The organism is Amycolatopsis sacchari, assembly GCF_900114035.1.
Taxonomy (GTDB): domain Bacteria; phylum Actinomycetota; class Actinomycetes; order Mycobacteriales; family Pseudonocardiaceae; genus Amycolatopsis_E; species Amycolatopsis_E sacchari.
Genome location: NZ_FORP01000028.1, coordinates 59,088 through 84,755, shown reverse-complemented (window position 1 = coordinate 84,755; position 25,668 = coordinate 59,088). Strand labels below are relative to the sequence as shown.

Annotated in this window: 22 protein-coding genes and 1 rRNA gene; 9 read left to right on the top strand and 14 right to left on the bottom strand. The window is 72.1% G+C overall.

Features of this window, described 5'->3' with window-relative positions; translation table 11 throughout:
- Nucleotides 1-88, top strand: a 5S ribosomal RNA gene (rrf, locus tag BMZ92_RS31580); the annotation flags it as partial.
- A gap of 122 nt (nucleotides 89-210) precedes the next feature.
- Here the strand turns inward: rrf and BMZ92_RS31575 are convergent.
- Genes BMZ92_RS31575 through BMZ92_RS31565 form a run of 3 tightly spaced genes read right to left on the bottom strand, consistent with a single transcriptional unit; the run spans nucleotide 211 to nucleotide 4,373 of the window.
- Nucleotides 211-1,866 carry a phospho-sugar mutase gene (locus BMZ92_RS31575; RefSeq protein ID WP_245783371.1) on the bottom strand — a complete coding sequence of 552 codons (1,656 nt, stop codon included), beginning with the start codon at nucleotides 1,864-1,866 and terminating at the stop codon, nucleotides 211-213.
- A gap of 16 nt (nucleotides 1,867-1,882) precedes the next feature.
- Nucleotides 1,883-2,674, bottom strand: a complete 792-nt coding sequence (locus BMZ92_RS31570) for a purine-nucleoside phosphorylase (protein ID WP_091515144.1) — start codon at nucleotides 2,672-2,674, stop codon at nucleotides 1,883-1,885.
- 16 nt (nucleotides 2,675-2,690) lie between these two features.
- Nucleotides 2,691-4,373 carry a serine/threonine-protein kinase gene (locus BMZ92_RS31565; RefSeq protein WP_245783373.1) on the bottom strand — a complete coding sequence of 561 codons (1,683 nt, stop codon included), beginning with the start codon at nucleotides 4,371-4,373 and terminating at the stop codon, nucleotides 2,691-2,693.
- Between the two features lie 148 nt (nucleotides 4,374-4,521).
- Here BMZ92_RS31565 and BMZ92_RS31560 point away from each other — a divergent pair, with 148 nt between their 5' ends.
- The 5 genes from BMZ92_RS31560 (at nucleotide 4,522) to BMZ92_RS31540 (ending at nucleotide 11,347) form a co-directional block, all read left to right on the top strand.
- Nucleotides 4,522-6,366 (top strand): methylmalonyl-CoA mutase family protein, encoded by a 1,845-nt coding sequence (locus tag BMZ92_RS31560; protein WP_091515141.1) that lies wholly within the window; start codon nucleotides 4,522-4,524, stop codon nucleotides 6,364-6,366.
- Nucleotides 6,366-8,528 (top strand): methylmalonyl-CoA mutase, encoded by a 2,163-nt coding sequence (gene scpA / locus BMZ92_RS31555; RefSeq protein WP_091515138.1) that lies wholly within the window; start codon nucleotides 6,366-6,368, stop codon nucleotides 8,526-8,528. The genes BMZ92_RS31560 and scpA overlap by 1 nt, the downstream gene beginning before the upstream one ends.
- A complete protein-coding gene (meaB, locus tag BMZ92_RS31550; RefSeq protein ID WP_091515136.1) occupies nucleotides 8,529-9,512 on the top strand; it encodes a methylmalonyl Co-A mutase-associated GTPase MeaB in 984 nt (327 codons plus the stop codon). It begins immediately after the preceding gene.
- A 53-nt stretch (nucleotides 9,513-9,565) separates the two neighbouring features.
- Nucleotides 9,566-9,871: a hypothetical protein gene (locus tag BMZ92_RS31545; protein ID WP_091515133.1), complete on the top strand. Its 306-nt coding sequence runs from the start codon at nucleotides 9,566-9,568 to the stop codon at nucleotides 9,869-9,871.
- 180 nt (nucleotides 9,872-10,051) lie between these two features.
- The gene (locus tag BMZ92_RS31540; protein ID WP_091515130.1) at nucleotides 10,052-11,347 is read left to right on the top strand and encodes an amidohydrolase; all 1,296 of its coding nucleotides are present in this window, start codon (nucleotides 10,052-10,054) and stop codon (nucleotides 11,345-11,347) included.
- Between the two features lie 60 nt (nucleotides 11,348-11,407).
- Here the strand turns inward: BMZ92_RS31540 and BMZ92_RS31535 are convergent, their stop codons facing one another.
- Nucleotides 11,408-11,860 carry a gamma-glutamylcyclotransferase gene (locus tag BMZ92_RS31535; RefSeq protein WP_218153585.1) on the bottom strand — a complete coding sequence of 151 codons (453 nt, stop codon included), beginning with the start codon at nucleotides 11,858-11,860 and terminating at the stop codon, nucleotides 11,408-11,410.
- 260 nt (nucleotides 11,861-12,120) lie between these two features.
- Here BMZ92_RS31535 and BMZ92_RS31530 point away from each other — a divergent pair, with 260 nt between their 5' ends.
- Together BMZ92_RS31530 and BMZ92_RS38405 are read left to right on the top strand one after the other, a co-directional pair.
- Complete coding sequence (locus tag BMZ92_RS31530; RefSeq protein WP_091515126.1) at nucleotides 12,121-13,524, top strand: NAD(P)H-quinone dehydrogenase; 1,404 nt, start codon at nucleotides 12,121-12,123, stop codon at nucleotides 13,522-13,524.
- Between the two features lie 421 nt (nucleotides 13,525-13,945).
- Nucleotides 13,946-14,236 (top strand): VOC family protein, encoded by a 291-nt coding sequence (locus BMZ92_RS38405; RefSeq protein WP_245783370.1) that lies wholly within the window; start codon nucleotides 13,946-13,948, stop codon nucleotides 14,234-14,236.
- A gap of 91 nt (nucleotides 14,237-14,327) precedes the next feature.
- On the opposite strand, the gene glpK is transcribed toward BMZ92_RS38405, so the two are convergent.
- Both glpK and BMZ92_RS31515 read right to left on the bottom strand, forming a co-directional pair.
- Entirely contained in the window at nucleotides 14,328-15,833 is a 1,506-nt protein-coding gene (gene glpK / locus BMZ92_RS31520) for a glycerol kinase GlpK (RefSeq protein WP_091515123.1), read from the bottom strand.
- Nucleotides 15,834-15,845: 12 nt separating this feature from the next.
- Nucleotides 15,846-16,595, bottom strand: coding sequence for an MIP/aquaporin family protein (locus BMZ92_RS31515; RefSeq protein WP_091515121.1), 750 nt, complete (start codon nucleotides 16,593-16,595; stop codon nucleotides 15,846-15,848).
- Nucleotides 16,596-16,831: 236 nt separating this feature from the next.
- Here BMZ92_RS31515 and glpD point away from each other — a divergent pair, with 236 nt between their 5' ends.
- Nucleotides 16,832-18,541: a glycerol-3-phosphate dehydrogenase gene (gene glpD / locus BMZ92_RS31510; RefSeq protein ID WP_091515118.1), complete on the top strand. Its 1,710-nt coding sequence runs from the start codon at nucleotides 16,832-16,834 to the stop codon at nucleotides 18,539-18,541.
- 567 nt (nucleotides 18,542-19,108) lie between these two features.
- Here the strand turns inward: glpD and BMZ92_RS38400 are convergent.
- From BMZ92_RS38400 to BMZ92_RS31470, 8 genes are all read right to left on the bottom strand, one after another.
- The gene (locus tag BMZ92_RS38400; protein ID WP_143249988.1) at nucleotides 19,109-19,735 is read right to left on the bottom strand and encodes an AMP-binding protein; all 627 of its coding nucleotides are present in this window, start codon (nucleotides 19,733-19,735) and stop codon (nucleotides 19,109-19,111) included.
- Nucleotides 19,736-19,830: 95 nt separating this feature from the next.
- A complete protein-coding gene (locus tag BMZ92_RS31500) occupies nucleotides 19,831-20,172 on the bottom strand; it encodes a hypothetical protein (protein WP_091515116.1) in 342 nt (113 codons plus the stop codon).
- On the bottom strand, nucleotides 20,169-20,915 hold the full coding sequence (locus BMZ92_RS31495; protein WP_143249987.1) for a hypothetical protein: 747 nt from the start codon (nucleotides 20,913-20,915) through the stop codon (nucleotides 20,169-20,171). Before BMZ92_RS31495 ends, BMZ92_RS31500 begins: the two co-directional genes overlap by 4 nt.
- 159 nt (nucleotides 20,916-21,074) lie before the next feature.
- The gene (locus BMZ92_RS31490) at nucleotides 21,075-22,322 is read right to left on the bottom strand and encodes a hypothetical protein (RefSeq protein ID WP_091515111.1); all 1,248 of its coding nucleotides are present in this window, start codon (nucleotides 22,320-22,322) and stop codon (nucleotides 21,075-21,077) included.
- On the bottom strand, nucleotides 22,292-22,834 hold the full coding sequence (locus BMZ92_RS31485) for a GNAT family N-acetyltransferase (protein ID WP_091515110.1): 543 nt from the start codon (nucleotides 22,832-22,834) through the stop codon (nucleotides 22,292-22,294). The genes BMZ92_RS31490 and BMZ92_RS31485 overlap by 31 nt, the downstream gene beginning before the upstream one ends.
- 3 nt (nucleotides 22,835-22,837) lie before the next feature.
- A complete protein-coding gene (locus BMZ92_RS31480; protein ID WP_091515158.1) occupies nucleotides 22,838-23,197 on the bottom strand; it encodes a DUF1707 SHOCT-like domain-containing protein in 360 nt (119 codons plus the stop codon).
- 70 nt (nucleotides 23,198-23,267) lie between these two features.
- Complete coding sequence (locus BMZ92_RS31475) at nucleotides 23,268-23,717, bottom strand: DUF1707 SHOCT-like domain-containing protein (RefSeq protein WP_091515107.1); 450 nt, start codon at nucleotides 23,715-23,717, stop codon at nucleotides 23,268-23,270.
- Nucleotides 23,718-23,746: 29 nt separating this feature from the next.
- Nucleotides 23,747-25,540 (bottom strand): acetyl/propionyl/methylcrotonyl-CoA carboxylase subunit alpha, encoded by a 1,794-nt coding sequence (locus BMZ92_RS31470; protein ID WP_091515106.1) that lies wholly within the window; start codon nucleotides 25,538-25,540, stop codon nucleotides 23,747-23,749.
- Nucleotides 25,541-25,668: the final 128 nt, after the last annotated feature.

Here is a 25,668-nt window from a genome sequence, read left to right as displayed (position 1 = left end):
CGGTCCCATTCCGAACCCGGAAGCTAAGCCTGCCAGCGCCGATGGTACTGCACTCGTGAGGGTGTGGGAGAGTAGGACACCGCCGAACTCAAATTGGAAGCCCCGGGGCTTCGGTCGAGAAGAAATTCTCCCGAAGCCCCGGGGTTCTTTTTTTTTGCGCGTCCGGCAGCCCAACCGGGGCGACGCCCGCGGCTGGAGCTGGGCAGGAAATCAATCCCGGCGGGAGCTGAGCAGGGACTCGACGTCCTGCCGCAGGGCTGCCAGGCGGGAAGTCGCACGAGCCCGCGCCTCGGCTAGTGAACCGGTGACCGGCTCCACGACCTGCAGGTACGTCTTCAGCTTCGGCTCCGTGCCGGACGGGCGGATCACCACCCGCAGGCCCTCGCCGGTGATGCGGATGGCGTCCGCGCCCGGCGACAGGTCCTCCGCCGTGACCGGCGTGCCCGCCAGGACCGCCGGCGGGGCGGCACGGACCGAGTCCATCAGCTCCGTGCGCACGCCCAGATCCGTCACACGCAGGGAAACCTGGTCGGTGACGTGCACGCCGTGACGGGCGGCGAGATCATCCAGGACGTCGAGGAGCGTGCGGCCCTCCGCCTTCAGCCCGGCGGCGAAATCACACGCCATCACGGCTGCCGCGATACCGTCCTTGTCCCGCACGAAGTCCGGGTTCACGCACAGGCCCAGCGCCTCCTCGTACGCGAACACCAGGCCCTCGCCGGCTCTGGTCAGCCACTTGAAGCCCGTCAACGTCTCCGCGTACCGGGCACCGTGCTCGGCGGCGATCCGGCCCAGCATCGACGAAGACACGATGGTCGTGGCCACGAGCGGGTCCTGGGCCTTGGTCGTCGACAGGACGTGCTCACCCAGGAGAACACCCGTCTCGTCGCCCCGCAGCATGCGCCAGGCGCCGTCACGGTCGCGAACCCCCAGCGCACACCGATCGGCGTCCGGGTCCAGCGCTACCGCCAGGTCCGCGTCCACCTCGGCGGCCAGTGCCAGCAACAGGTCCGTGGCACCCGGCTCCTCCGGGTTGGGGAACGACACCGTCGGGAAATCCGGGTCCGGCTCCGACTGCTCCGCGACCAGGTGCACGTCCTCGAACCCCACCGCGGCCAAGGCACGCCGCAGGGTCTGGGCACCGACGCCGTGCAGCGCCGTCGCGGCGATCCGCAGCGCGCCGGAGCGGCCCGACGGGATGGCCACCACCTTCGCCAGGTACGCGTCCACGATCTCGTTGCCCAGCACCGGAACACCGGGCGTCCGCTCGACGCGGATGGCGCCCGGCGCCTCCGCGATCGCCGCTTCGATCTCCGCGTCGGAAGGCGGGACGATCTGCGAACCGCTTTCGTCGTAGAGCTTGTAGCCGTTGTCGGCAGGCGGGTTGTGGGACGCGGTGATCTGCACCCCCGCCGCCGCGCCCAGCTCCCGCACCGCGAACGCCAGCACCGGCGTCGGCAACGGGCCGGGCAGCAGGCGCGCGTCGAACCCCGCCGCGTACAGCACCTCCGCCGCGGCGGTCGCGAAGCGTTCCGAGCCGTGCCGGGCGTCCCGGCCCACGACGACGATCTGCCCCGTCTTCCCGCGTTGCGCCAGCCACGCCGCGACACCCGCGGTGGTACGGACCACCACGGCGGTGTTCATCCCGTTCGACCCGGCGCGCACCGGGCCCCGCAACCCCGCCGTGCCGAACCGCAACGGGCCCGCCATCCGGTCCGCCAGGTCGGCGACCGCACCCGGCTCACCGTGCATGGCTCGCGCCAGCACGGCTTCCAGCTCTTCCCGGGTGTCGGCGTCGACGTCTTGGGTGATCCAGGCGAAAGCCCTGTTGCGCAGCTCGCGCGGCAGCCGATCCGGTTCGCTCACCGGCTAAGCCTACGTTTCACGCCCGCGCCACGAGTTCCCGCAGCAGGGTGCCCATCCGATGAGCTGACGCGCGCCCGGCCTCCAGGACCTCCTCGTGGCTCAGCGGCTCACCGGTGATGCCCGCCGCCAGGTTCGTCACCAGCGACAGCCCGAACACCTCGAGCCCCGCCGCCCGCGCCGCGATCGCCTCCAGCACCGTCGACATACCGACCAGGTCCGCGCCCATCGTGCGCAGCATCCGGATCTCCGCCGGGGTTTCGAAGTGCGGACCCGGCAGGCCGGCGTACACGCCCTCCTCCAGCTCGGGGTCGATCTCCCGCGCCAGCTTGCGCAGCCGCGGCGTGTACAGGTCCACGAGGTCCACGAAGTTCGCGCCGACGATCGGGGAGGTCGCCGTCAGGTTGAGGTGGTCGGAGATCAGCACCGGCTGCCCGACCTGGAAGCCCTCGCGCAGCCCGCCCGCGGCGTTGGTCAGCACCACGGTCTTCACCCCGGCCGCCGCCGCAGTCCGCACGTTCTGCACGACGCGGCCGACACCCTTGCCCTCGTAGAGGTGCGTTCGCCCGAGCAGCACGAGCGTGCGCTTGCCCTCGACGTCCACCGACCGCACCGTGCCGCCGTGCCCGATCGCCTCGGGCTGCTCGAACCCCGGCAGCTCGGCGAGCGGGATCTCCGCGTCGCCCGCGCCGAGGACGTCCGCCGCGGGGCGCCAGCCCGAACCGAGGACCACCGCGATGTCGTGCTTGGCGTGTCCCGTGCGCTCGGCGATGGTGGCCGCCGCCGCGCCGGCCAGGTCCTGTTCACTCATGCGCTGAGCTTAAGGCTCAGCCGGTGATGGTGAACGTCGGCACGATGCGTTCGTACAGCTCGGTGCGCGCGGTGTTCTCCTGCTCGGTGGGCACCGTCACGCTCACCGCCCACAGGCTCGACTGGTGGCGGAAGACCTGCACGAACGTCGTCCGGCTGAGCTGCCCCGAGCTCCCGCTGCTGCCCCGGTCCAACGTGCGGTACGTCATCGCGACGCCGTCCTTGCCCGGCAGCGCGCTGCGGGACACCGGCTTGAAGTCGCCGGGACCCCGGCTCGTCGACAGGGCGTTGACGTACTGGTCGATCGTGTAGCTCGGGAAGTAGCCGGCGATGTGGTCCACCGCCAGCATCTGCGTACCGTCCGGCGAGACCCACTCGACGAGCGTCGACGGTGGCAGGTTGTCGCCGACCCCGGCGTTCGTGAACCGCGTCCAGTCGGCGGGCACCTCGACGGAGAACGTCGCCTCCTGGCCCCGCGTGTTCGACGCGTCCCCGGTGCGGCGTTCGAACTTGGTCGGCGGCGGCTGGGGCGTCGCGGACGTGCCGGCGCGGGTGGGCGGGACGAGCGGCTCGGCACCGATCACCCGTGCCGCGACGAACCCGCCCGCGGCCGAGACCACGAACAACAGGATCGCCACGGCCACGAGGACCGCCGTCGCGGTGGTGCTGCGGCGGGGCGCCCGTGACGGTCCCGAGGAGAAGGGCAGCGGCCCCGGATCGGAGGCCAGCGTCGGGGTGGGCTCGGCCGGCCCGTGTCCCGGCTCGGCGCTCGGGGTGGGCTCGAACGGCAGGGGACCGGGGTCCGCGGCCAGCTCCTGGCTCGCCTCGGCCGGCTCCTCCCCGGAAGCGCCGGGTTTGGGCGCGGGCTTCATCTCCCGCGTGTCCGTCGCCTCGGCCCTGGTGCCCGCCGCCTTCTGGAACATCTCCGGGCTGAACAGCACCCGGGGCGCCTTGGTGATCATCGGGTACAGCCGGCGGCGGACCTCGTGCAGCGGCATCCGGTCCTGTGGTTCCTTGGCCATCAACGCGGTGATCACCGGCGCGATCGGCCCGGGTGACGGCCGCGGCACCTCGCCTCGCACGACCTTGCCGATGGTCTCCAGCGGGTCGCCGTCGGCGTCGAAGGGCGGGTGGCCCTCCAGCGCGTTGAACAGGGTCGCGCCGAGCCCCCACAGGTCGGCGCCCGGCGTGACGGCCTTGCCGGAGGCGACCTCGGGCGCGATGTACGCCGGGGAGCCCAGCGTCATGCCCGTGCGGGTCATCGTGGCTTCGGAGACGTTGCGGGCGATGCCGAAGTCGGTGAGCTTGATGCGGCCGTCGTCGGCGACCAGGACGTTGCCCGGTTTGACGTCGCGGTGGGTGATGCCCGCCGCGTGCGCGGCCTCCAGCGCGGCGGCGACGGCGTCACCGACGGCGGCGGCCTGTTCCACCGTCAGCGGGCCGTGCTCGCGGATCAGGTCGGCGAGGCTGTGCGAGGGCAGCAGCTCCATCACGACGAACGGCTCGCCGTCCTGGCGGGCGACGTCGTGCAGCACGATGACGTTCGGGTGGGACAGCACGGCGATCGCGCGTGCCTCGCGCAGGGTGCGTTCGCGCAGCTCGTCGGCCTGCCCGGCGGTCACGCCGGGCGGCAGCCGGATCTCCTTGACCGCGACGGGGCGCTGGAGGAACTCGTCGTAGGCCGACCAGACGGTGCCCATCGAGCCCGAGCCCAGCACCGCGCGCAGCCGGTAGCGTCCGGCGACGACGCGGGGTTCCTCGCTGTCGGTGGCCACGGGGTCATTCTGGCTGATGACCGCGAGCAGGCTCACACTTGCCCGGCATGCCCGGCCCCTACCATCGACAGGTATGACTCAGGCTGGGACGACGGAGCCCGATGACCTGGCACTGGCCGCCGAGTTCCCCGCACCGGAGCGCGCCGCGTGGCAGCGGCTCGTCGCCGGGGTGCTGCGCAAGAGCGGTGCGCTGCCCGAGGAGTTCGACGGTCCTCCCGAGAGCCTGCTGACCACCCGGACCTACGACGGCATCGAGATCCAGCCGCTGTACACGGCGGACGATGGGGCCGCGCCCGCCGGGTTCCCCGGGCTGCCGCCGTTCGTGCGTGGCGCGCGACCCGAAGGTACCGGCTGGGACGTGCGCGTGCTGCACGCCAACGCCGATCCGGCCGCGGCGAACCGGGCCGTCCTCGCCGACCTCGAGAACGGCGCCACGTCGCTGTGGCTGCGCGTCGGCGGCGACTCGCTGGCGCCGGCCGCGCTGGGCGAGGCGCTGCACGGCGTGCACCTGGACCTCGCCCCGGTCGTCCTGGAACCGGGGGAGGAGTACGAGACGGCCGCGAACGCGCTGCTGGCGGAGTTCGCCGGGATCCCGGACAGTGAGGTCGTCGGCACCCTCGGGGCCGATCCCGTCACCCTGCGTGCCCGCACCGGGGAGGCGCACGACCTCGCGCCCGCCGCCCAGCTGACCGCGCGGCTCGCCGCGAAGCACCCGAAGCTGCGCACGCTCGTCGCGGATGGGCTGCCGTACCACGAGGCCGGCGGTTCGGACGCCCAGGAACTCGGCGCGGTCATCGCGGCGGGCGTGGCGTACCTGCGGGTGCTGACCGATGCCGGGCTCAGCGTGGACGACGCCGCCGCGCGGCTGGAGTTCCGCTTCGCCGCGACCGCCGACCAGTTCCTCACCATCGCCAAACTGCGGGCCGCCCGGCGTCTGTGGGCCCGCGTCACCGAGGTGTCCGGCGGGACCGCGCACGGGATGAAGCAGCACGCCGTGACGTCGACCGCGATGCTCACCCAGCGTGACCCGTGGGTGAACATGCTGCGCACCACCGTCGCGTGCTTCGCCGCGGGTGTCGGCGGTGCGGACGCCGTGACCGTGTTGCCGTTCGACGCGGCGATCGGCCAGCCCGACGCGTTCTCCCGCCGCATCGCCCGCAACACGCAGTCGATCCTGCTGGAGGAGTCGAAGCTGGCCGGGGTCATCGACCCGGCGGGCGGCTCCTGGTACGTGGAAAACCTCACCGACGCACTGGCGAACGCCGCGTGGCGGGAGTTCACCGAGATCGAGCGCCAGGGCGGGATCGAGGCCGCGCTCGCCTCGGGTTTCGTGCGGGACCGGCTCGCCGAGACGTGGGAGAAGCGCGCGAAGCGGCTGGCCACGCGGAAGGACCCGATCACGGGCGTCAGTGAGTTCCCGTTCCTGGCCGAGCAGCCGGTGGAACGCGCGCCGCTGCCCGCCGTCGTGCCCGGCGGCGGCCTGCCGAAGCACCGGTACGCCGAGCCGTTCGAGCGGCTGCGGGACCGCTCCGACGCGCACCTGGCGGAGCACGGCGAGCGGCCCAAGGTTTTCCTCGCCACGCTCGGCCCGCTCGCCTCGCACACCGCGCGCGCCATGTTCGCGTCGAACCTGTTCCAGGCAGGCGGGATCGAGCCGGTCAACCCGGGCGCGGTCGACGACCCGGTCGCCGCTTTCCGTGAGAGCGGTGCGGCGGTGGCTTGCCTGTGCGGCAGCGACAAGTCGTACGCCGCGCAGGCCAACGACGTCGCCGCGGGCCTGCGCGAGGCGGGGGCGATAGCCGTTCTCCTGGCCGGTAAGCCCAGCGAGTCCTACCGTGGGATCACGGGGTTCGCGTACACGGGCTGCGACGCGCTCGCCGTGCTGACCAGCACCCTCGAAACGCTGGGAGTGAAGTGATGGCCATCCCCGACTTCTCCGACGTCGAACTTGGTGTCCCCGGCCCGGGCGGCAAGCGGGACTGGGCCGAGGCGCTGCAGGCGAGCACCGGCAAGGGCCCCGACGCGCTGGCGTGGGAGACGCCGGAGGGCATCGGCGTCAAACCGCTGTACACGGCCGAGGATCTGTCCGATGTGGACTTCCTGGGCACGTACCCCGGGCTCGCGCCGTTCCTGCGCGGTCCGTACCCGACGATGTACACGACCCAGCCCTGGACGATCCGCCAGTACGCCGGGTTCTCCACGGCGGAGGAGTCGAACGCCTTCTACCGGCGCAACCTCGCGGCCGGTCAGAAGGGGCTTTCCGTCGCCTTCGACCTGGCCACGCACCGCGGCTACGACTCCGACCACCCGCGGGTGGCCGGCGACGTCGGCATGGCCGGCGTGGCGATCGACTCGATCTACGACATGCGGCAGCTCTTCGACGGCATCCCGCTGGACCGGATGAGCGTGTCGATGACCATGAACGGCGCGGTGCTGCCGGTGATGGCGCTCTACATCGTCGCCGCCGAGGAGCAGGGTGTCGCGCCGGAGCAGCTGGCGGGGACCATCCAGAACGACATCCTCAAGGAGTTCATGGTCCGCAACACCTACATCTACCCGCCGCAGCCGTCGATGCGGATCATCTCCGACATCTTCGCCTACACCTCGCGGCGGATGCCGCGGTTCAACTCGATCTCCATCTCCGGCTACCACATGCAGGAGGCCGGGGCGACCGCCGACCTGGAGCTGGCGTACACGCTCGCGGACGGCGTCGAGTACATCCGGGCGGGGCTGGACGGCGGCCTGGACATCGACTCCTTCGCGCCCCGGCTGTCGTTCTTCTGGGCCATCGGCATGAACTTCTTCATGGAAGTCGCCAAGATGCGCGCCGCCCGGCTGCTGTGGGCGAAGCTGGTGAAGCAGTTCGAGCCGGAGAACGAGAAATCGCTTTCCCTCCGCACGCACTGCCAGACGTCGGGCTGGTCGCTGACGGCGCAGGACGTGTTCAACAACGTCGTGCGCACGTGTGTGGAGGCGATGGCCGCGACGCAGGGACACACGCAGTCGTTGCACACCAACGCCCTCGACGAGGCGCTGGCGCTGCCGACCGACTTCTCGGCGCGCATCGCCCGCAACACGCAGTTGCTGCTGCAGCAGGAGTCCGGTACGACACGCGTCATCGACCCGTGGGGCGGCAGCGCGTTCGTCGAGCGGCTCACCTACGACCTCGCGCGCAAGGCGTGGGGCCACATCACCGAGGTCGAGTCGGCGGGCGGAATGGCGCGGGCGATCGACGCGGGTATCCCGAAGCTGCGCATCGAGGAGGCCGCGGCCCGCACGCAGGCCCGGATCGACTCCGGGCGGCAGCCGGTGATCGGGGTCAACAAGTACCGCGTGGTCGACGACCAGCAGATCGACGTGCTGAAGGTGGACAACGCGGGCGTACGTGCCCAGCAGCTGGAGAAGCTGCGGCGGCTGCGCGAGGAGCGCGACCCGGCCGCCGTCGAGGACGCCCTGCGGAGGCTCACCGCTGCCGCCGAGTCCGACGGCAACCTGCTCGAACTCGCCGTGGACGCGGCGCGGGCGAAGGCGACCGTCGGCGAAATCTCCGAGGCGCTGGAAAAGGTGTGGGGGCGGCACTCGGGCCAGATCCGTACGATCTCCGGCGTGTACCGGGACGAGGTCGGGAAGACCGAGAACGTGGACAAGGTACGCGCGCGTGTCGAGGAGTTCGCCGAGGCCGAAGGGCGCCGGCCGCGCATCCTCGTCGCGAAGATGGGGCAGGACGGGCACGACCGCGGGCAGAAGGTGATCGCGACCGCGTTCGCCGACCTCGGGTTCGACGTCGACGTGGGCCCGCTGTTCTCCACCCCGGCCGAGGTCGCGCGGCAGGCCGTCGAGGCCGACGTGCACATCGTCGGGGTGTCCTCGCTCGCCGCCGGGCACCTCGCGCTCGTGCCCGCGCTGCGCGAGGAGCTGGCGAAGCTCGGCCGCGAGGACGTGGTGGTCGTCGTCGGCGGCGTCATCCCGCCGCAGGACTACGACGAGCTGCGGGCGGCCGGGGCGGCGGCGATCTTCGGGCCGGGCACGGTCATCGCCGACGCGGCGCTCGACCTGCTCGACCAGCTGGAGCAGGACTGAGTGGCGCGCGCGATCGACGTCGGCGCCCTCGCCAAGGGCGTCCTCGCGGGTGACCGGGGCACGCTGTCCCGTGCCATCACGCTCGTCGAGTCCCAGCGCGCCGACCACCGCAGGCAGGCGCAGGAGCTGCTGGTGGAGCTGCTGCCGCACTCGGGTGGCGCGCGGCGGGTCGGCATCACGGGTGTCCCCGGAGTCGGCAAGTCGACATTCATCGACCAGCTGGGCATCGACCTGACCGCGGCCGGGCACCGGGTCGCCGTGCTCGCGGTCGACCCGTCGTCCACGCGCACCGGCGGCAGCATCCTCGGCGACAAGACGCGCATGGCGCGGCTGGCGGTCGACCCGGCCGCGTTCATCCGGCCGTCGCCGACCTCCGGCACGCTCGGCGGCGTCGCGCGCGCGACCCGCGAGACGATCGTGCTGATGGAGGCGGCGGGCTACGACGTCGTGCTCGTGGAGACCGTCGGGGTGGGACAGTCCGAAGTGACCGTCGCGAACATGGTCGACTGCTTCCTGTACCTGACGCTGGCCCGCACCGGTGACCAGCTGCAGGGCATCAAGAAGGGCGTCCTGGAGCTGGCCGACGTCATCGCCGTCAACAAGGCCGACGGCGACCACGAGCGCGACGCCAAGCGCGCGGCCCGCGAACTCGCCGGCGCGCTGCGGATGATCTACGGGCCCGACGCGCCGTGGACCCCGCCCGTGCTGACGTGCAGCGGCCTCAACGACGTCGGCCTCGACACGGTGTGGCAGCAGATCGAGCGGCACCGCGAGCAGCTGGTGGAATCGGGCGAGCTGACCGCCCGGCGGCAGCGGCAGCAGGTCGACTGGACCTGGTCGATGGTGCGTGAGCAGTTGCTGGGGCGTCTGGCCGAACACCCCGGCGTCAAGGCGATCGTGCCCGAGGTCGAGCAGGCCGTGCGCGACGGCGAGCTCACCGCGACCCTCGCGGCACAACGCATCCTGGACGCTTTCGGAGCGTGACAGGCGGGTACCTCTCCAGGCACACTGGGCTCGTCGAGGAGAGGGTGAGGACGATGACGAAGGTGCGGGCCGGGCTCGCCGCGCTCATGCTGGGGCTGCTGCTGTCGTTCACCGCCCCGGCCGTCGTCGCCGCACCCGCCGCGGTCGCCGCACCGGTCGTGCCGTTGCCCGCCGCCGCGGGACCGCTCGCCGCGCAGACCCCCGCGCCCGGCCCGGTCATCGACCCGGCCCAGAACGAGCGGGCCAACCAGCAGAAGACCAAGAACAAAATCATCGTCGGCGTGCTCGCGGCCGTCCTGCTGGTGATCGTGGTGTGGGGCCGCAGCATCCGGAAGAAGCGCCGGGAAAAGTCCTCCTAGCAGGCGAAAGGTCTGTGAACCGGTACCAGGGGGTACCGCCGGGCCGAAGTTCCCGCTGCCGTTCAACGCAGATCCACTACCGGCCGTCCCGGCCACCCGGACAGGATAGGTTTGTTGCCGCCTGCATCGTGCAATATTGCGTCAAATGGGTTACACGCTTTTTGCATTTGGAGGTTCGGTGTGACCGTGCTGGACTCACGGCGGGAGATCCCCGGCGACCGCGACGCGCGCGCGGCCTCTTTCGGGGCATCTGACGCGCTGCTCACCGCGGACGGCGTCAGCATGGCACCTGTGACCGACCTCGGCGCGGGCAGAGGGCCGTACTGGCTGGACGACTGGCTGAAGCGAGGTGGCGCGGACGTCGTCGCGTGGCGCCGCCACATCCACGCCAACCCGGAACTCTCCCGCCACGAGTACGCGACGACGGAACTCATCTGCGCGGTCCTGCGGTCGGCGGGGCTCGAGCCGCGGGTGCTGCCCGGCGGCACCGGCGTGCTCTGCGACGTCGGCAGCGGCCCCGCCTGCGTGGCACTGCGGGCGGACATCGACGCGCTGCCGCTCACCGAGGCGACCGGGTTGCCGTACGCGTCCACTGTGGAGGGAGCGGCGCACGCGTGCGGGCACGACGCCCACACGTCGATCCTGCTCGGCGCCGCGCTCGCGCTCGCCTCCGCGCCCGAGCTGCCCGGCCGGGTGCGGCTGATCTTCCAGCACGCGGAGGAGGTCATGCCGGGCGGCGCGCTCGACGTGATCGAGGCCGGCGGGCTGGAGGGCGTCGACCGCATCTTCGGGCTGCACTGCGACCCGCGCCTGCAGGTCGGCCAGGTCGGCTCGCGGGTCGGGGCGGTGACCTCGGCCGCGGACCTCATCGAGCTGCGGCTGACTTCGCCCGGCGGGCACACCTCGCGCCCGCACCTGACCGCCGACCTCGTGCACGCGCTCGGCGTGGTCATCACGTCGCTGCCGTCGCTGCTGTCCCGCCGGGTCGACCCGCGCTCCGGCACCGTGCTGGTGTGGGGCGCGGTGCACGCCGGGCAGGCGGCCAACGCCGTGCCGCAGGACGGCGCGCTGCGCGGCACGCTGCGCACGGCCGAATACGACGTGTGGAAGGCACTCGAACCGCTCGTCGCGTCGTCGGTCGAATCACTGCTCGCGCCCACCGGTGTCGGCTTCGAGCTGGACTACCGGCGGGGCGTTCCGCCGCTGGTCTGCGACCAGGACAGCACCGCGCTGCTGCGGGCCGGTGTCACGGCGGCGCTCGGTGAGCAGGCGCTGACGGGCACCGAACAGTCGTCCGGTGGCGAGGACTTCGCCTGGTACCTGCAGCACATCCCGGGCGCGTTCTTCCGCCTCGGCGTGTGGAGCGGCGAGGGCGAGATGCGTGACCTGCACCGCCCGACGTTCGAACTGGACGAGCGGGCGCTGGCCGTCGGCGTCCGCTGCATGGTCCACACGGCACTCGCCGCGCTGGCCTGAGGTTTCGACGGAAAAGGGCCCGCCGGAGGCTTCCGGCGGGCCCTTTTGCGTGTGTCGTCGTCAGGTCGCGATGCCGCGGCAGGGCCTGGTGCGCAGGTCGTCGACGTAGTCCGCGGGCGCTCCCGCCGCCTCGGCCGCGTCCGCGAGAACCCCCAGGTAGCGCGCGGAGGGCAGGCCGCCCTCGTAGGCGTCGAGCACGTACAGCCAGGCCAGCGCCGAGCCCTCCATCGTCTGCACGCGCAGGCGGATCTTGTTGTGCAGGCCCAGCTCCCCGCCTTCCCAGCGGTCGAGCCGGTCCTCGTCGAGCGGGGTGACGTCGTAGAGCACGACGAACACGCGGGAGGACGGGTCCTCGACGATCGTGGCGAGCGCGCCCTCCCAGCCGATGTCCTCGCCGCCGAAGGTGAGTCGCCAGCCCTCCAGCCAGCCGGTACCCGCCATCGGCGAATGCGGCGCACGCTCCATCATCTGGGCGGGTTCCATGTTGGACCCGTAAGCGGCATACAACGGCACGGCTAGAGAGTAACTGCAACGCGGAGCGTTTCGCTTGAGGGTGGCGGTGGGGAAGAGGCTGGCCGTAACTGCAACGCGGAGCGTTTCGCTTGAGGGTGGTGGTGGGGAAGAGGCTGGCCGTAACCGCAACGCGCAGCGTTTCGCTTGAGGGCGGTGGTGGGGAAGAGGCTGGCCGTAGCTGCTGGGTGCTCACCCGACCGGACGTACTCCGGGTCTGGCCTCCTAAGGTGGACACGAGCGTGCGACTAGGAGGAACTGACGTGACCAGGATCGTGATCATGGGCGGCGGCCCGGCCGGCTACGAGGCGGCGCTGGTGGCCGCCCAGCACGGCGCGAACGTCACGGTCGTCGAACGGGACGGGCTCGGCGGCGCGTGCGTGCTCTACGACTGCGTCCCGTCCAAGACGTTCATCGCCTCTTCGGGTGCCCGTGCCTCGCTGCACGGCCTCGGCGAGCTGGGGATCGCCACCGACCTCGCCGACACCCGCATCGACCTGCGCACCGTCCACGGTCGCGTCAAGGGCCTCGCGCTCGCCCAGTCCGCCGACATCCGCGCCCGCGTCCAGCGCGAGGGCGTGCGCGTGATCATCGGCGAGGCGCGGTTCGCCGACGAGGAGCCCGGCCTGGCGCAGCACAAGGTCGCGGTCACGCCACGATCCGGTGAACCGGAGGTGCTGGACGCCGACGTGGTGCTCATCGCCACCGGCGCGACCCCGCGCGTGCTCCCGGGCGCGGTGCCCGACGGCGAGCGCATCCTCGACTGGCGCCAGCTGTACGACCTGCGGGAGCTGCCCGAGCACCTCGCCGTCATCGGGTCCGGGGTCACCGGCGCCGAGTTCGCGTCCGCGTACACCGAGATGGGGGTCAAGGTCACGGTCGTGTCCAGCCGCGACCGCGTCCTGCCGCACGAGGACGCGGACGCCGCGGCCGTGCTGGAGGAGGTGTTCTCCCAGCGGGGCACCGCCGTCGCGAAGCACGCGCGGGCGGACCGGGTGGAGCGCACCGAAAAGGGCGTCGCCGTGCACCTGACCGACGGCCGCGTCATCGAGGCCAGCCACGCGCTGATGACGGTCGGCTCCGTGCCGAACACGAAGGACATCGGGCTGGAGCGGGTCGGCATCGAGCCGGGGCCCGGCGGGTACATCACCGTGGACCGGGTTTCGCGGACGAGCGTGCCCGGCGTGTACGCGGCCGGTGACTGCACCGGCGTGCTGATGCTCGCGTCGGTCGCCAGCATGCAGGGGCGCATCGCGATGTGGCACGCGCTCGGCGAGGGCGTGGCGCCGATCAAGCTGAAGACCGTGGCCGCCAACGTGTTCACACACCCCGAGATCGCGACGGTGGGCATCTCGCAGCAGGCGATCGACTCCGGCGAGGTGCCGGCGCGCACGATCATGCTGCCGCTCGCGACCAACGCGCGGGCGAAGATGGAGGGCCTGCGGCACGGTTTCGTGAAGCTGTTCTGCCGCCCCGCCACGGGTGTCGTCGTCGGCGGGGTGGTGGTCGCGCCGTCGGCGAGCGAGCTGATCCTGCCGATCGCGCTGGCGGTGCAGAACCAGCTGACGGTCGAACACCTCGCGCTGACGTTCTCGGTGTACCCGTCGCTGTCGGGCTCCATCACGGAGGCCGGCCGCCAGCTCATGCGCCACGACGACCTGGACTGAGCTTTTTTGTCGGTGGTCGGTGCCATGCTGTGGCGGCCGCCGTTCGAGACACCGCCTGGCCCGGGGGCACGCCCTGCTGGGTCGACGTGATGGTGTCCGATCCCCAGCGCGCCGCCGAGTTCTACGGGCCGCTGTTCGGGTGGGAGTTCGCCGACCAGGGCGCGGAGTACGGGGTTACCTGATCACGCTGCGCGAGGGCAGAGGTGCCGCCGCGGTCGGGCCGGGACCACCGGGCGTGGAAGCAGGTGCCGCCGGTGTGGACGACGTACCTCGCGGTCGAGAACGCCGACACGACGGCCGCGAAGATCACCGAGGCCGCCGTCACCTCGTGCTGGAGCCGGGTTACGTCGGCCCAGCCGGGCGGCTGGCGATGGCGGTCGATCCGACGGGCGCGGCACGTCAAGGCGCGAAAGCCTTCTAGGTGAAGGTTTTCGGTTACACGTACGATCCGCTGCGCAGCGGTTTCCCGTGCGCCACGCTCAAGGTGGGCGGGCGTGTCGTGGGCGGGATCGGGCAGCTTTCCGCCGATGTGCCGCAGGAGGTGCCCGCGTACTGGGGCACGTACTTCGGGGTCGCGGACACCGACGAGGCGGTGGCCGTCGAGCTGGGCGCAGCCGTGGTGCGCGCGGCTCAGAACCCGCCGTACGGTCGCTCGGCCCAGCTGACGGACCACCAGGGGATGCCGTTCACCGTCATCTCGGTACAGGGTTGAGATGATCTCGGCAACTTTCCGTCCACGGTGGACTGAGCCTCCACAGTGGACACCCGGCGGGGCGGACACCCCGCCCCGCCGGGGGAAAACGTCACTCCACCCAGTCGAAGGTCTTCGTCACGGCCTTCTTCCAGTTGTGGTACTGGGTTTCGCGCGTGGACTCGTCCATCGACGGCGTCCACTCCTTGTCCTGCGCCCAGTTGTTGCGGATGTCGTCCTCGCCCTCCCAGAACCCCACGGCCAGGCCCGCGGCGTACGCGGCCCCGAGCGCCGTGGTCTCGTTGACGACGGGGCGGATCACCGGCACGCCGAGGATGTCCGCCTGGAACTGCATCAGCAGCTCGTTCACGACCATCCCGCCGTCCACCTTCAGCGACTTCAGCGGCACGCCGGAATCGGCGTTCATCGCCTCGATCACCTCGCGCGACTGGAAAGCCGTGGCTTCCAGCACCGCCCGCGCGAGGTGCCCCTTGTTCACGTACCGCGTCAGGCCGACGATGGCGCCGCGGGCGTCGGACCGCCAGTAAGGCGCGAACAGGCCGGAGAACGCGGGCACGAAGTACGCGCCGCCGTTGTCGGGCACCGTGCGCGCGTGCTCCTCGATCTCGGCCGCCGTGGTGATCATGCCCAGGTTGTCCCGCAGCCACTGCACCAGCGAACCGGTGACGGCGATGGAACCCTCCAGCGCGTACACCGTGTCCTTCGAGCCGATCTTGTAGCAGACCGTCGTGAGCAGGCCGTTCTGCGACATGACCTTCTCGGTGCCGGTGTTGAGCAACACGAAGTTGCCCGTGCCGTAGGTGTTCTTGGCTTCACCGGGGGACAGGCACGCCTGCCCGAACGTCGCCGCCTGCTGGTCGCCCAGGATGCCCGCGATCGGCACCCCCGACAGCACGCCGCGTTCCCGCACCCGGCCGTACTCCTCCGACGAGGACCGGATCTCCGGCAGCATCGACAGCGGGATGCCCATGTCCGCGGCGTGGCTTTCGTCCCACGACAACGTGTCCAGGTCCATCAGCAGGGTGCGGGAGGCGTTCGTCGGGTCGGTGATGTGCACCCCGCCGTCCGGGCCGCCGGTCATGTTCCACACGACCCAGGTGTCCATGTTGCCGAACAGCAGGTCCCCCGCCTCGGCGCGGTCCCGCGCGCCTTCGACGTTGTCGAGGATCCACTTCACCTTCGGCCCGGAGAAGTACGTGGCCAGCGGCAACCCCGTCTTGTCGCGGTACCGCTCCTGCCCGCCGCCGAGCGCGCCCAGCTCGTCGACGATCTTGTCGGTCCGCGTGTCCTGCCACACGATCGCGTTGTAGACGGGTTTGCCGGTCCTGCGGTCCCACACCAGCGCCGTCTCGCGCTGGTTGGTGATGCCGACCGCGGCGATGTCGCCCGCACGCAGGTCGGCCTTCGCGAGCGCGCCCGCCGTGACGGCACGCGTGTTCTCCCAGATCTCCTCGGCGTTGTGCTCCACCCACCCGGCCTGCGGGAAGATCTGCTCGTGCTCCCGCTGGTCGGAGGCGACGACCCGGCCGGAGTGGTCGAAGATCATCGCTCGCGTCGAGGTCGTGCCCTGGTCGATGGCGGCGACGTAGGAGGTCATCAGCTCTTCCAATCAGGTGAGGTTGTGGACGGCCAGGTACAGCAGTGCGGCGAGAGCGCCGCCGGCGAGCGGCCCGACGACCGGGACCCACGAGTAGCCCCAGTCCCCGTCCCGCTTGCCGCGGATCGGCAGCACGAACGCGTAGGCGATGCGCGGCCCCAGGTCACGCGCCGGGTTGATGGCGTACCCGGTCGGGCCGCCGAGCGAGATGCCGATGACCAGCACGACGAACGACACGCCCGCGTAGCCGAGCGCCGAGTTGCCGAACTCGGGCGTGCCGCCCGCCGCGACCTTCGCGGTCGGGCTCAGCAGGATCCACGCGACGAGGACGAAGGTGCCGATGATCTCGGTGACCAGGTTCCACGGCTTGCGCCGGATCTGCGGGGCGGTGGAGAAGATCCCGAGCGTGTTCTCCGGCTCGGGGTGGTCGTCGAACTGCAGTTTGTAGGTGGCCCAGCACAGGACCGCGCCGAGGAACGCGCCGACCATCTGGCCCGCGACGTACACCGGCACGTCCGACCACGGCGTCTTGCCCGCGATGGCCAGCCCCAGCGTGACGGCCGGGTTGAGGTGCGCCCCGCTGGGCGAGGCGAGGCTGGCGCCCGTGAACACACCGAAGGCCCAGCCGAACGTGATGAACAGGGTGCCGGCCTGGTGCCCGTTGTTCTTGCGGAGCACGACGTTGGCCACCACACCGTTGCCGAGCAGGATCAGCACCGCGGTGCCGATCAGCTCCCAGACGAAGATTCCGAGCAGACTCATCCCGCCCCTTCCGGAGAACCGCTTCGCTGCGAATCGGCGGTGGTGAGCCCCGGCGCCGTTGCCGATTCGATCACCGCCACGCTACTTCGCGGTACCGGGCAATTCCAGGGACTTCCGGCACCGTGCGGCCGGCGGGGGACCGATCGGGTGTCGGGGAACACCCGTGCGTACCCGGTCCGCACGGCGTGTCCGTGACATCCTGGAACCGGCAGCACACCCGCGAGGAGGGAAGCCGAGTGACTGAGGCGCTGGGACCGGCCGCACGCGAGGATTCCTGGCGGCGGCTGTCGGAGGAGACGTTCGACCTCGTCGTGATCGGCGGGGGCGTCGTCGGTGCGGGCACCGCGCTCGACGCGGCGACGCGGGGGCTGCGGGTGGCGCTGGTGGAGGCGCGGGACCTGGCGTCGGGCACGTCGAGCCGGTCCAGCAAGCTGTTCCACGGCGGGCTGCGTTACCTCGAACAGCTGGAGTTCGGTCTGGTCAGGGAGGCGTTGCGCGAGCGCGAGCTGATGCTCACGACGATCGCGCCGCACCTGGTGAAGCCGGTGAGCTTCCTGTACCCGCTGACGCACCGCGTGTGGGAGCGCCCGTACACCGCGGCCGGCCTGTTCCTGTACGACACCATGGGCGGCGCCCGGTCCGTGCCGGGGCAGAAGCACCTGACGCGCGCGGGCGCGCTGCGCATGGTGCCCGCGCTCAAGCGCAACGCGCTGATCGGCGGCATCCGGTACTACGACGCGCAGGCCGACGACGCCCGCCACACGATGACCGTCGCCCGCACCGCCGCGCACTACGGCGCGGTGGTCCGGACCTCCACGCAGGTGGTGGGGTTCCTCCGCGAGGCCGACCGGGTGTCCGGCGTGCGGGTGCGTGACGTCGAGGACGGGCGCGAGACCGAGGTCCACGCCAACGTGGTGATCAACAGCACCGGCGTGTGGACCGACGAGCTGCAGCGGCTGTCCGGCAGCCGCGGCCGGTTCCGGGTGCGCGCGAGCAAGGGCGTGCACATCGTCGTGCCGCGTGACCGGATCGTGTCGGAGAGCGGGCTGATCCTGCGGACCGAGAAGTCGGTGCTGTTCGTGATCCCGTGGCGCAACCACTGGATCGTCGGCACGACGGACACCGACTGGAACCTCGACCTGGCGCACCCGGCGGCCACCAAGCACGACGTCGACTACATCCTCGAACACGTCAACGCGGTGCTCGCGACCCCGCTGACGCACGACGACATCGAGGGCGTGTACGCGGGGCTGCGGCCGCTGCTGGCGGGGGAGAGCGAGGAGACGTCGAAGCTCTCCCGCGAGCACGCGGTGGCGCGCGTGGCGCCCGGGCTGGTCGCGATCGCGGGCGGGAAGTACACGACGTACCGCGTGATGGCGGCCGACGCCGTGGACGCCGCGGCGGTCGACCTGCCGGGGCGGGCGCAGTCGTCCATCACCGACAAGGTGCCGCTGCTGGGGGCCGACGGGTACCACGCGCTGGTCAACCAGGCCGATCATCTGGCGGCGCAGCACGGGCTGCACCCGTACCGCGTGCGGCACCTGCTCGACCGGTACGGCTCGCTGGTGCACGAGGTGCTGGCGCAGGCCGAGGGCAAGCCGGAGCTGCTGCGGCCCATCGAGCACGCGCCGGACTACCTCGCGGTCGAGGCGGTGTACGCGGCCAGCCACGAGGGTGCCCTGCACCTGGAGGACGTGCTGGCCCGCCGCACCCGGATCTCGATCGAGTACCCGCACCGGGGCGTGGACTGCGCCGCGCAGGTCGCGATGCTGGTGGGGCAGGTGCTGGGCTGGTCGGACGAGACGGTGCGGCACGAGGTCGAGGTGTACACCGCGCGCGTCGCCGCGGAGCGGGACTCGCAGACCCAGCCGAGCGACGAGGCCGCGGACGCCCGCCGCGCCTCGGCGCCGGAGGCCCGGGCGCGGTTGTCGGAGCCGGTGGGGTAGGTCTCCCGGCCGGGGCCGGAGGCCGGGGCCGGGGCCGGAGCGGCGGGGGTGACGGAGGCGCCGGGGGTGGCGGGCGCGGCCGGAGCGGCCGAGGCGCCGGGGCGGTGCCCTCGCGGACGTCGGTCGGAGGCCGGAGGCGGCCTGAGGCTGGCGAAAGCCCGCTTGACCCGGGCCGGATGCGGCAGCAGCCGCGGACGCGGGCCGGAGTCGGCGGTGGCCGAGGCGGTTCCGACCTGGCCGGAGCCTTGGCGGAGTCGGCGGTGGCTGGGGCTGTCCCGGCCTGGCCTGAGGTGGGCCGGAGGCGCGCCCGGCCTCGGCTGCCGGGCTGCGACGGGCCGGCTCGGCTGTGGGTCGCGGAGGCTACTCACCGCGAACGCGGCGGAGGCCCAGGCCACCTGGGGTCGGGCCTTCGTGCTGTGCGGCGGCGGGCGCCCAGCCCACGAGCGCCGGGCGCCGCGCGCCTGGCCAGGTGCGACGGCCCGGCCCGGCTGTGGGTCGCGGCGGCCACTCACCCCGAACGCGAAAGAGGCCCAGGCCATCCCGGCCTGGGCCTCCGCGACATCCAGCTCAGCCCTGCGGGGTGCTCGCGGCGGTCGGCACCGTCTCCGGGGCGCGTTCGTGCAGGACGACGGTGTCGCCCGCCAGCAGGGCCTTCACCGTGATCCGGTTGCCGATCGGGTGCGACATGGGCGCGATGAGCAGCACGCGCTGCGGGCCGTCGGGGTGCGGCTCGACCGTGCGGGCCATCTCCTCGTACTCCTCGCTGCACGACACGAGCTTCCCGCCGTCCACCGGGAACAGCGTCTCCACCCGGCGCGGCATCACGATGTCCTCCTCGGCGGCCTTCGTGCCGCGGCCCGCGACCAGCAGCGGGCAGTCCGGGTCGGACGACAGGACGTGGTCGGCCTCGACGCCGTCCGCCTCGCAGGCGAGGTCCTCGCGGTGCAGCACCCTGGCGCCACGCAGTTGCGCCGCGATTTGCAGGAGAATTGTTTCCGGCATGTTTCCGCCGGTTATCGCCACTGTTTCCCCCGGGGCGATGCCCTCGTTCTTCAGCGTCGCATGCAACCGTCGCAATGTGTCAAAGGTCTCCCGGTAGCTCATCGACCGGCTGCGGTGGGCGAAGGCGATTTTCTCGCCGCCCTCGCAAAGCACGTCGAGGATGCGGGTCAGGAACAGACTGGAGTCGCCCACGTGTCCCCCGTTCGGCGCTGAAGCAAGGTTTCCGAATCCAGATCACCACAGGTGCCGAAAATGTGAAAGTAATTGTGTCAGCCAGCACAGCGTGATCAAAACGGCGCCGGCCTGCCCATCCGCGCGTACGCGGCCGCCACGTGGTCCAGTCCTTCCGCCGCGATCCGCGCGGCGAGTGCGAACTCCTGCGGCGAACGGGCCTCCGCCAGCGCGGCCCCGGTGGCGTGCCACCGTTCCCGGCCGCGGCGCAGCAGGGCTGCCGCCTCCGCGTCGTCGGTGGCGACCGGGTGCTCGACGTGGTGGCCGAGCTGCGAGTAGCGGGCACGGGCGGTGATCTCCTCGTCGGCGCTTCCGGTCCGCCGCGCCCGGCCCAGCAGCACCGGCACCAGCGCACCGAGGGCGAGCACGACGACCGCGGCGAGTACTACCCACGTCATCGGCCGCCAACCTCCTCCAGCCCGGTGATTTCGGCTTCCGCGGCGGCCAGCTCCTCCGCCGACTCCGCGTTCGTCAGCAGGTCCAGCGACAGCACGTACCGCCGGGCGGCCTCGGCCTGGCGCTCGGCCTCCGCCTGGTCCGCCGCGGGCGCGGGGTGCAGCACCGAGTCGGCCAGGCGCGACAACCGCGCGTCCAGCGCGAGCCGCCGCTGACGACGGGCCGCGACACCCGCGCGGCGGCGGCGCCACGCGAGCCCGGCCGCCCGCAGCAGGAAGAACAGCAGCACCGACCCGACGACGAGGCCCGCGCACGCGAGGACCAGCTGCCTGCCCGCGAGCCGGTCGGGCACCGCCGGCCGCGTCGGGATCTCGCCGTGCGCCTTCGACGTCGCCGCGTCGTAGGCGAGGACGAACTCCTCGAGCTCGGGCGTGCGGTCGGTGTCGGTCGCGCGGTACTGGGCGGACAGCTCGGCGCCGATGTTCAGCGTCAGGTCGAAGTCGTCCTTGGTGCCCGTCTTCGGGGCCGGGAACCCGTCGCCGACGCAGTTGTTGCCCTTGTACTCGCCGTCGTCGCCCTGCGCGTAGACCCAGATGTAGTCGTCCGGGATCTCCTCGGACAGCTGGTGGCACAGGTTCATCCGCGGGTCCTTCGAATCGCCCGAAGTGGACAGTGGACTGCGGTCGAGGAGGACGAGCAGGATCGCCCGGTCCCCGATCACCTGCCGGGCGCGCCGGGCGTCCACCACCCCCCGGCGCGCCGGGCTGCTCGTACACCGAGCTCGTCCGCAGAGCCTCCACAATGGACCGAACCTGGGCGCTGGGCTGCGCCCACGGACCGTAGAGCGCCGCGAACGCCGCGAGCCCGGCCGCGACACCGAGCACCAGCCAGCGGGGCACGCGCTTCACCGGGCACCCGCCAGCAGCTTCCGGCCCTGCGCGGCGATCTCCCGCACTTCCCGCATCGCCTCCGCGCTGCCCGCCCGCTCGAACAGCTCCCGCGCGGTGCTCTGCCGCTCCGCCGCGGCGGCCAGCCGCTCGGACGGCCCGTCCGGCGCGGCGAGGAGACCGGCGTCGAGCTCGGCGAGTTCCGCCGCGGTCAACGCGGTTTCCTTGCGCAGCGCGGCTTCCTCGGCCTGCCGGGCGAGCACCCGGCGGCGGGACCAGGCCAGCAGCGCGCCGCCGCCCAGCAGCACCGCGGACCCGAGCAGCACCCACGGCGCGACGTTCGCGATGCGGTGCCGGAGGTCGAAAGCGGGTGGCGCGGGGCGGGCGAAGGGGTTGCGGTGCACCAGGTCCGCCACGCGCGTGGCGACCGTGCCGATCCGGTCGGCGAGGTTCACCCCGCGGGCGAACGTCGCGTACTCGTAGCGGCCGTAGGCGTAGTCCCGCGCGGATTCCAGGATCTGCTGGTCGGGACCCGCGACGTCGAGCCACGCCCCGTAGCTGACGAACACGGTTTCGCCGGGGAACTCCTTCGCCAGCGCGGGCGCGTAGTCCACGAGTGGCTCGTCCGGCCCGAGCGCGGGGAAGGCCACGACCCTGGCGCGGATGCCGGTCTTCTCCGCGAGCAACCCCACGGGCACGTCGATCGGATCCGTGCGGCCCGGGGCGACGTAGACGGGGTTCTCCCGCAGCCTCGCCGTCAGCGCCGCCACCTGCTCGGCGGACGGCGGCACCACCGGGTCCGCGGGCGGGGAGGGCACCGACTTCGCCCCCGTCTTCGCGTAGTTGATCATGCCGAGCACGGCGCCGGTGACGTCGTAGTGCGACGTGAGCTGGCGCAGCTCCGGCAGGTCGCTCGGGCCGAAACCGCCGCCGCTGGTGGCGCTGACCGACAGGCCCTCGACCTCGATCAGGGTGGTGCCCGTCCGGTCCGCCCATTCGCGCAGCGGCCGGTCGACCTCGGTGTAGTGCTGGTCGGAGCCGGGGTAGTTACCGCCCTGGAACGGCGTGACCAGCACCTTCATGTCCGGCGCGAGCGCGGCGCTCACCGCCTGCTCGTCGAACCAGGCGACGGCGCCGGGCGCCCGGTGGATCCGCTCCACCTCCAGCCCGCGGATGGCGGCGGGCACGTCCAGCTTCGGGGGGTCGACCGGAGGAGCGTTCAGCAGCACGGTGATCAGACGGACGAGGGCGCCGGCTGGATCCACGTCACCAGCGGTTGCCCAGGCTGGTTCGGGTCCTCGCTGACCCCGACGCGCTCGAAACCGCACCGCTTGGCCACGGCCTCGGACGCGGTGTTGTCCGGGTGGTGCCGGTACCGCACCACGCGCAGGTCCAGCGCGCCGAACCCGAAGCGCACCGCGGCGTTGACCGCGGGCACGCTGATGCCCCGGCCACGCCGGTCCGGGTGGATCCACAGCGCGATCTCGGCCGTGCCGCCCGTCAGGTCGAGGTCCTTGAGGCCCACCTCGCCGAGCAGCGCACCCGTCGTCGGCTCCGCGATCGCCCACGAGCAGCGTTCCTCGCTGAACCACTCCGCGGCGCGCTGCGTCACGTACCGGTCGGCCTCCGCGAGGTTCCGCACCTGGTAGGTGACGATGTAACGCGAGTGCTCGGGATCGGCGAACGCCTCCACCAGGGCGGGGCGGTCGTCGAGCAGGTCGTCCGCGCGCAGGTGGCGCAGGTAGTACTCGCCCGCGTTGATCTCCACCGGTTCCATCGGCTACCGGGACCTCGCTCCGAAGATCAGCGCGACCACGAGGGGCAGCAGGAAGACGAACCACACCCCGCGGGCCACGGTGAGGAACAACAACACGGCGACCACCGCCGCGATCGGCACCGCACCCATCCCGAACCTGCGGGCGGGCGGCTGCGCGGGCCGCGGCGCGGGCGACGGCCGCTTCAGCGCGCTCGGGTGCGGCTCGGGCAGGTCGTCGAACAACGCGGCCAGCTCGCTGCGCGTGCGGGCCGCGGTGACCCGCGCCGAGCGGGTCCCGTACTCGTCGATGTCGAGCCTGCCCGTCCGGACGTGCTCGGACAGCGCCTCGATCGCTTCGTTGCGCTCAGCGTCGCTGAGCCGCATGTCGGCCACACATCAAATGTAGCGGCGCGAAGCGCCTCCGTTGAGGGTGGTGGTGGGGAAGTGGCCGGCCCTAGGACCGCGAGCCGCGGCGGCGGGTGCGGTCCTTGTCCCAGTCCTTGCCCCAGATGCCCTGCGCGACCGCGCCGAACACGAACGGCAGCGCGATGAACCACCAGATGTCCGTGGTGATCCCCACGACGATCGCCCCGACGAACAGCAGCGGCATGATCGCGCCCGCGACGCGCTGGCTCAGCGGACGATCGGTGTACGCGACCGGACCGGGCGGCTTCGCCTCGACGGCCTTGTGCGCGGGCGTGCCGAACACCGGGTGCGGCGCGGGCAGGTCGCTGAAGACGTCCGCGAGCTCGCCCCTGGTGCGGGCGGCGGTGATGTGCGCGGACCGCTCGCCGTACTCGTCGACGTCGAGCCTGCCCGCGCTCAGGTGCTCGCCGAGCGCGGACAGCGCGGACTCCCGTTCCGTGTCGCCGATGCGCAGTTCCGGCGAGGGGACCTCGTTCACGACACCGATGGTATGCCCGGGCGGCCCGCTCAGTCCTTGATTTCGAGCAGGACGGCGCCCTGCGTGACGGCTGAACCGACCTCGACGGACAACCCGGTCACGGTGCCCGCCTTGTGCGCGGTCACCGGGTTCTCCATCTTCATCGCCTCCAGCACCACGACCAGCTCACCGGCCTCGACCCGCTGGCCCTCCTCGACGGCGACCTTGACGATGGTGCCCTGCATGGGCGCCGTCACGGCGTCCCCGCTGACCGCGGTCTTCGCGCCGCCACCGCGCTTGCGCGGCTTGGCCGCCTTCGCCGCCGCACCACCGCCCGCGCCGCCTCCGCCGAGCGCCAGGTCGCCGGGCAGCGAGACCTCCAGCCGCTTGCCGCCGACCTCGACCACGACGGTCTGCCGCGGCTCGGCCTCCTCACCGGCCTCACCGGGCGCGGTGAACGGCTCGATCCGGTTGTCGAACTCGGTCTCGATCCAGCGGGTGTGCACGCTGAACGACTCGCCGTCGCCGACGAACGCCGGGTCGCGCACGACCGCGCGGTGGAACGGCACGACCGTCGCGAGGCCCTCGACGACCAGCTCGTCGAGCGCACGGCGGCTGCGCTCCAGCGCGTTCTCGCGGTCCGTACCCGTGACGATGAGCTTCGCGAGCATCGAGTCGAACTGGCCGCCCACGACGCTGCCGGTCGTGACACCCGAGTCGACGCGCACGCCGGGACCCTCGGGGAACACCAGCTTGGTCACCGTGCCGGGAGCGGGCAGGAAGTTGCGGCCCGCGTCCTCGCCGTTGATGCGGAACTCGATCGAGTGGCCGCGCGGCTCCGGGTCCTCCTTGATGCGCAGCTCCTCGCCGCGGGCGATGCGGAACATCTCCCGCACCAGGTCCAGACCGGCGGTCTCCTCCGACACCGGGTGCTCGACCTGCAGGCGGGTGTTGACCTCCAGGAACGAGATCGTGCCGTCGGTGCCGACGAGGTACTCGACGGTGCCCGCGCCCGAGTAGCCCGCCTCCTTGCAGATCGCCTTGGCGGAGCTGTGGATCGTGGCGCGCTGCTCGTCCGTGAGGAACGGCGCGGGCGCCTCCTCGACGAGCTTCTGGTGCCGTCGCTGCAGCGAGCAGTCACGGGTGCCGACGACGATCGCGTTGCCGTGCTTGTCGGCGAGCACCTGGGCCTCGACGTGGCGCGGCTTGTCCAGGTAGCGCTCGACGAAGCACTCGCCCCTGCCGAACGCCGCGACGGCCTCACGGGTCGCGGACTCGAACAGCTCGGGGATCTCCTCCAGCGTGCGCGCGACCTTCAGCCCGCGGCCGCCGCCGCCGAACGCCGCCTTGATCGCGACCGGCAGGCCGTGCTCCTCCGCGAACGCGACGATCTCGCTCGCGTCCTTGACCGGCTCCTTCGTGCCGGGCACCAGCGGCGCGCCCGCCTTCATCGCGATGTGGCGCGCGGTCACCTTGTCACCGAGGTCGCGGATCGCCTGCGGGCTCGGGCCGATCCAGGTCAGGCCCGCGTCGATGACCGCCTGCGCGAAGTCGGCGTTCTCGGACAGGAAGCCGTAGCCGGGGTGCACCGAGTCGGCGCCGGAGCGCTTCGCGACGTCGATGAGCTTGTCGATGACCAGGTAGCTTTCCGCCGCCGTCGTCCCGCCGAGCGCGAACGCCTCGTCGGCGAGCCGCACGTGCGGGGCGTCCCGGTCCGGATCCGCGTACACGGCGACGCTCGACAGGCCCGCGTCCCTGGCCGCTCTGATCACGCGAACCGCGATCTCCCCCCGGTTGGCGACAAGGATCTTGGTGACCGGTCCGCCGCTGGCCTGCTCGGGCACGCCCAACCTCCGATGAAGAGTTCCGCCTCCCGCCCCGGAAAACACCTTCTCAGCAGCGCTTCCGTGGGCCTTCCCGCAGTTTACGGGCCGGGTTCCGCCGTGCGGTGAGAGGCGGCTCACGCTTACCC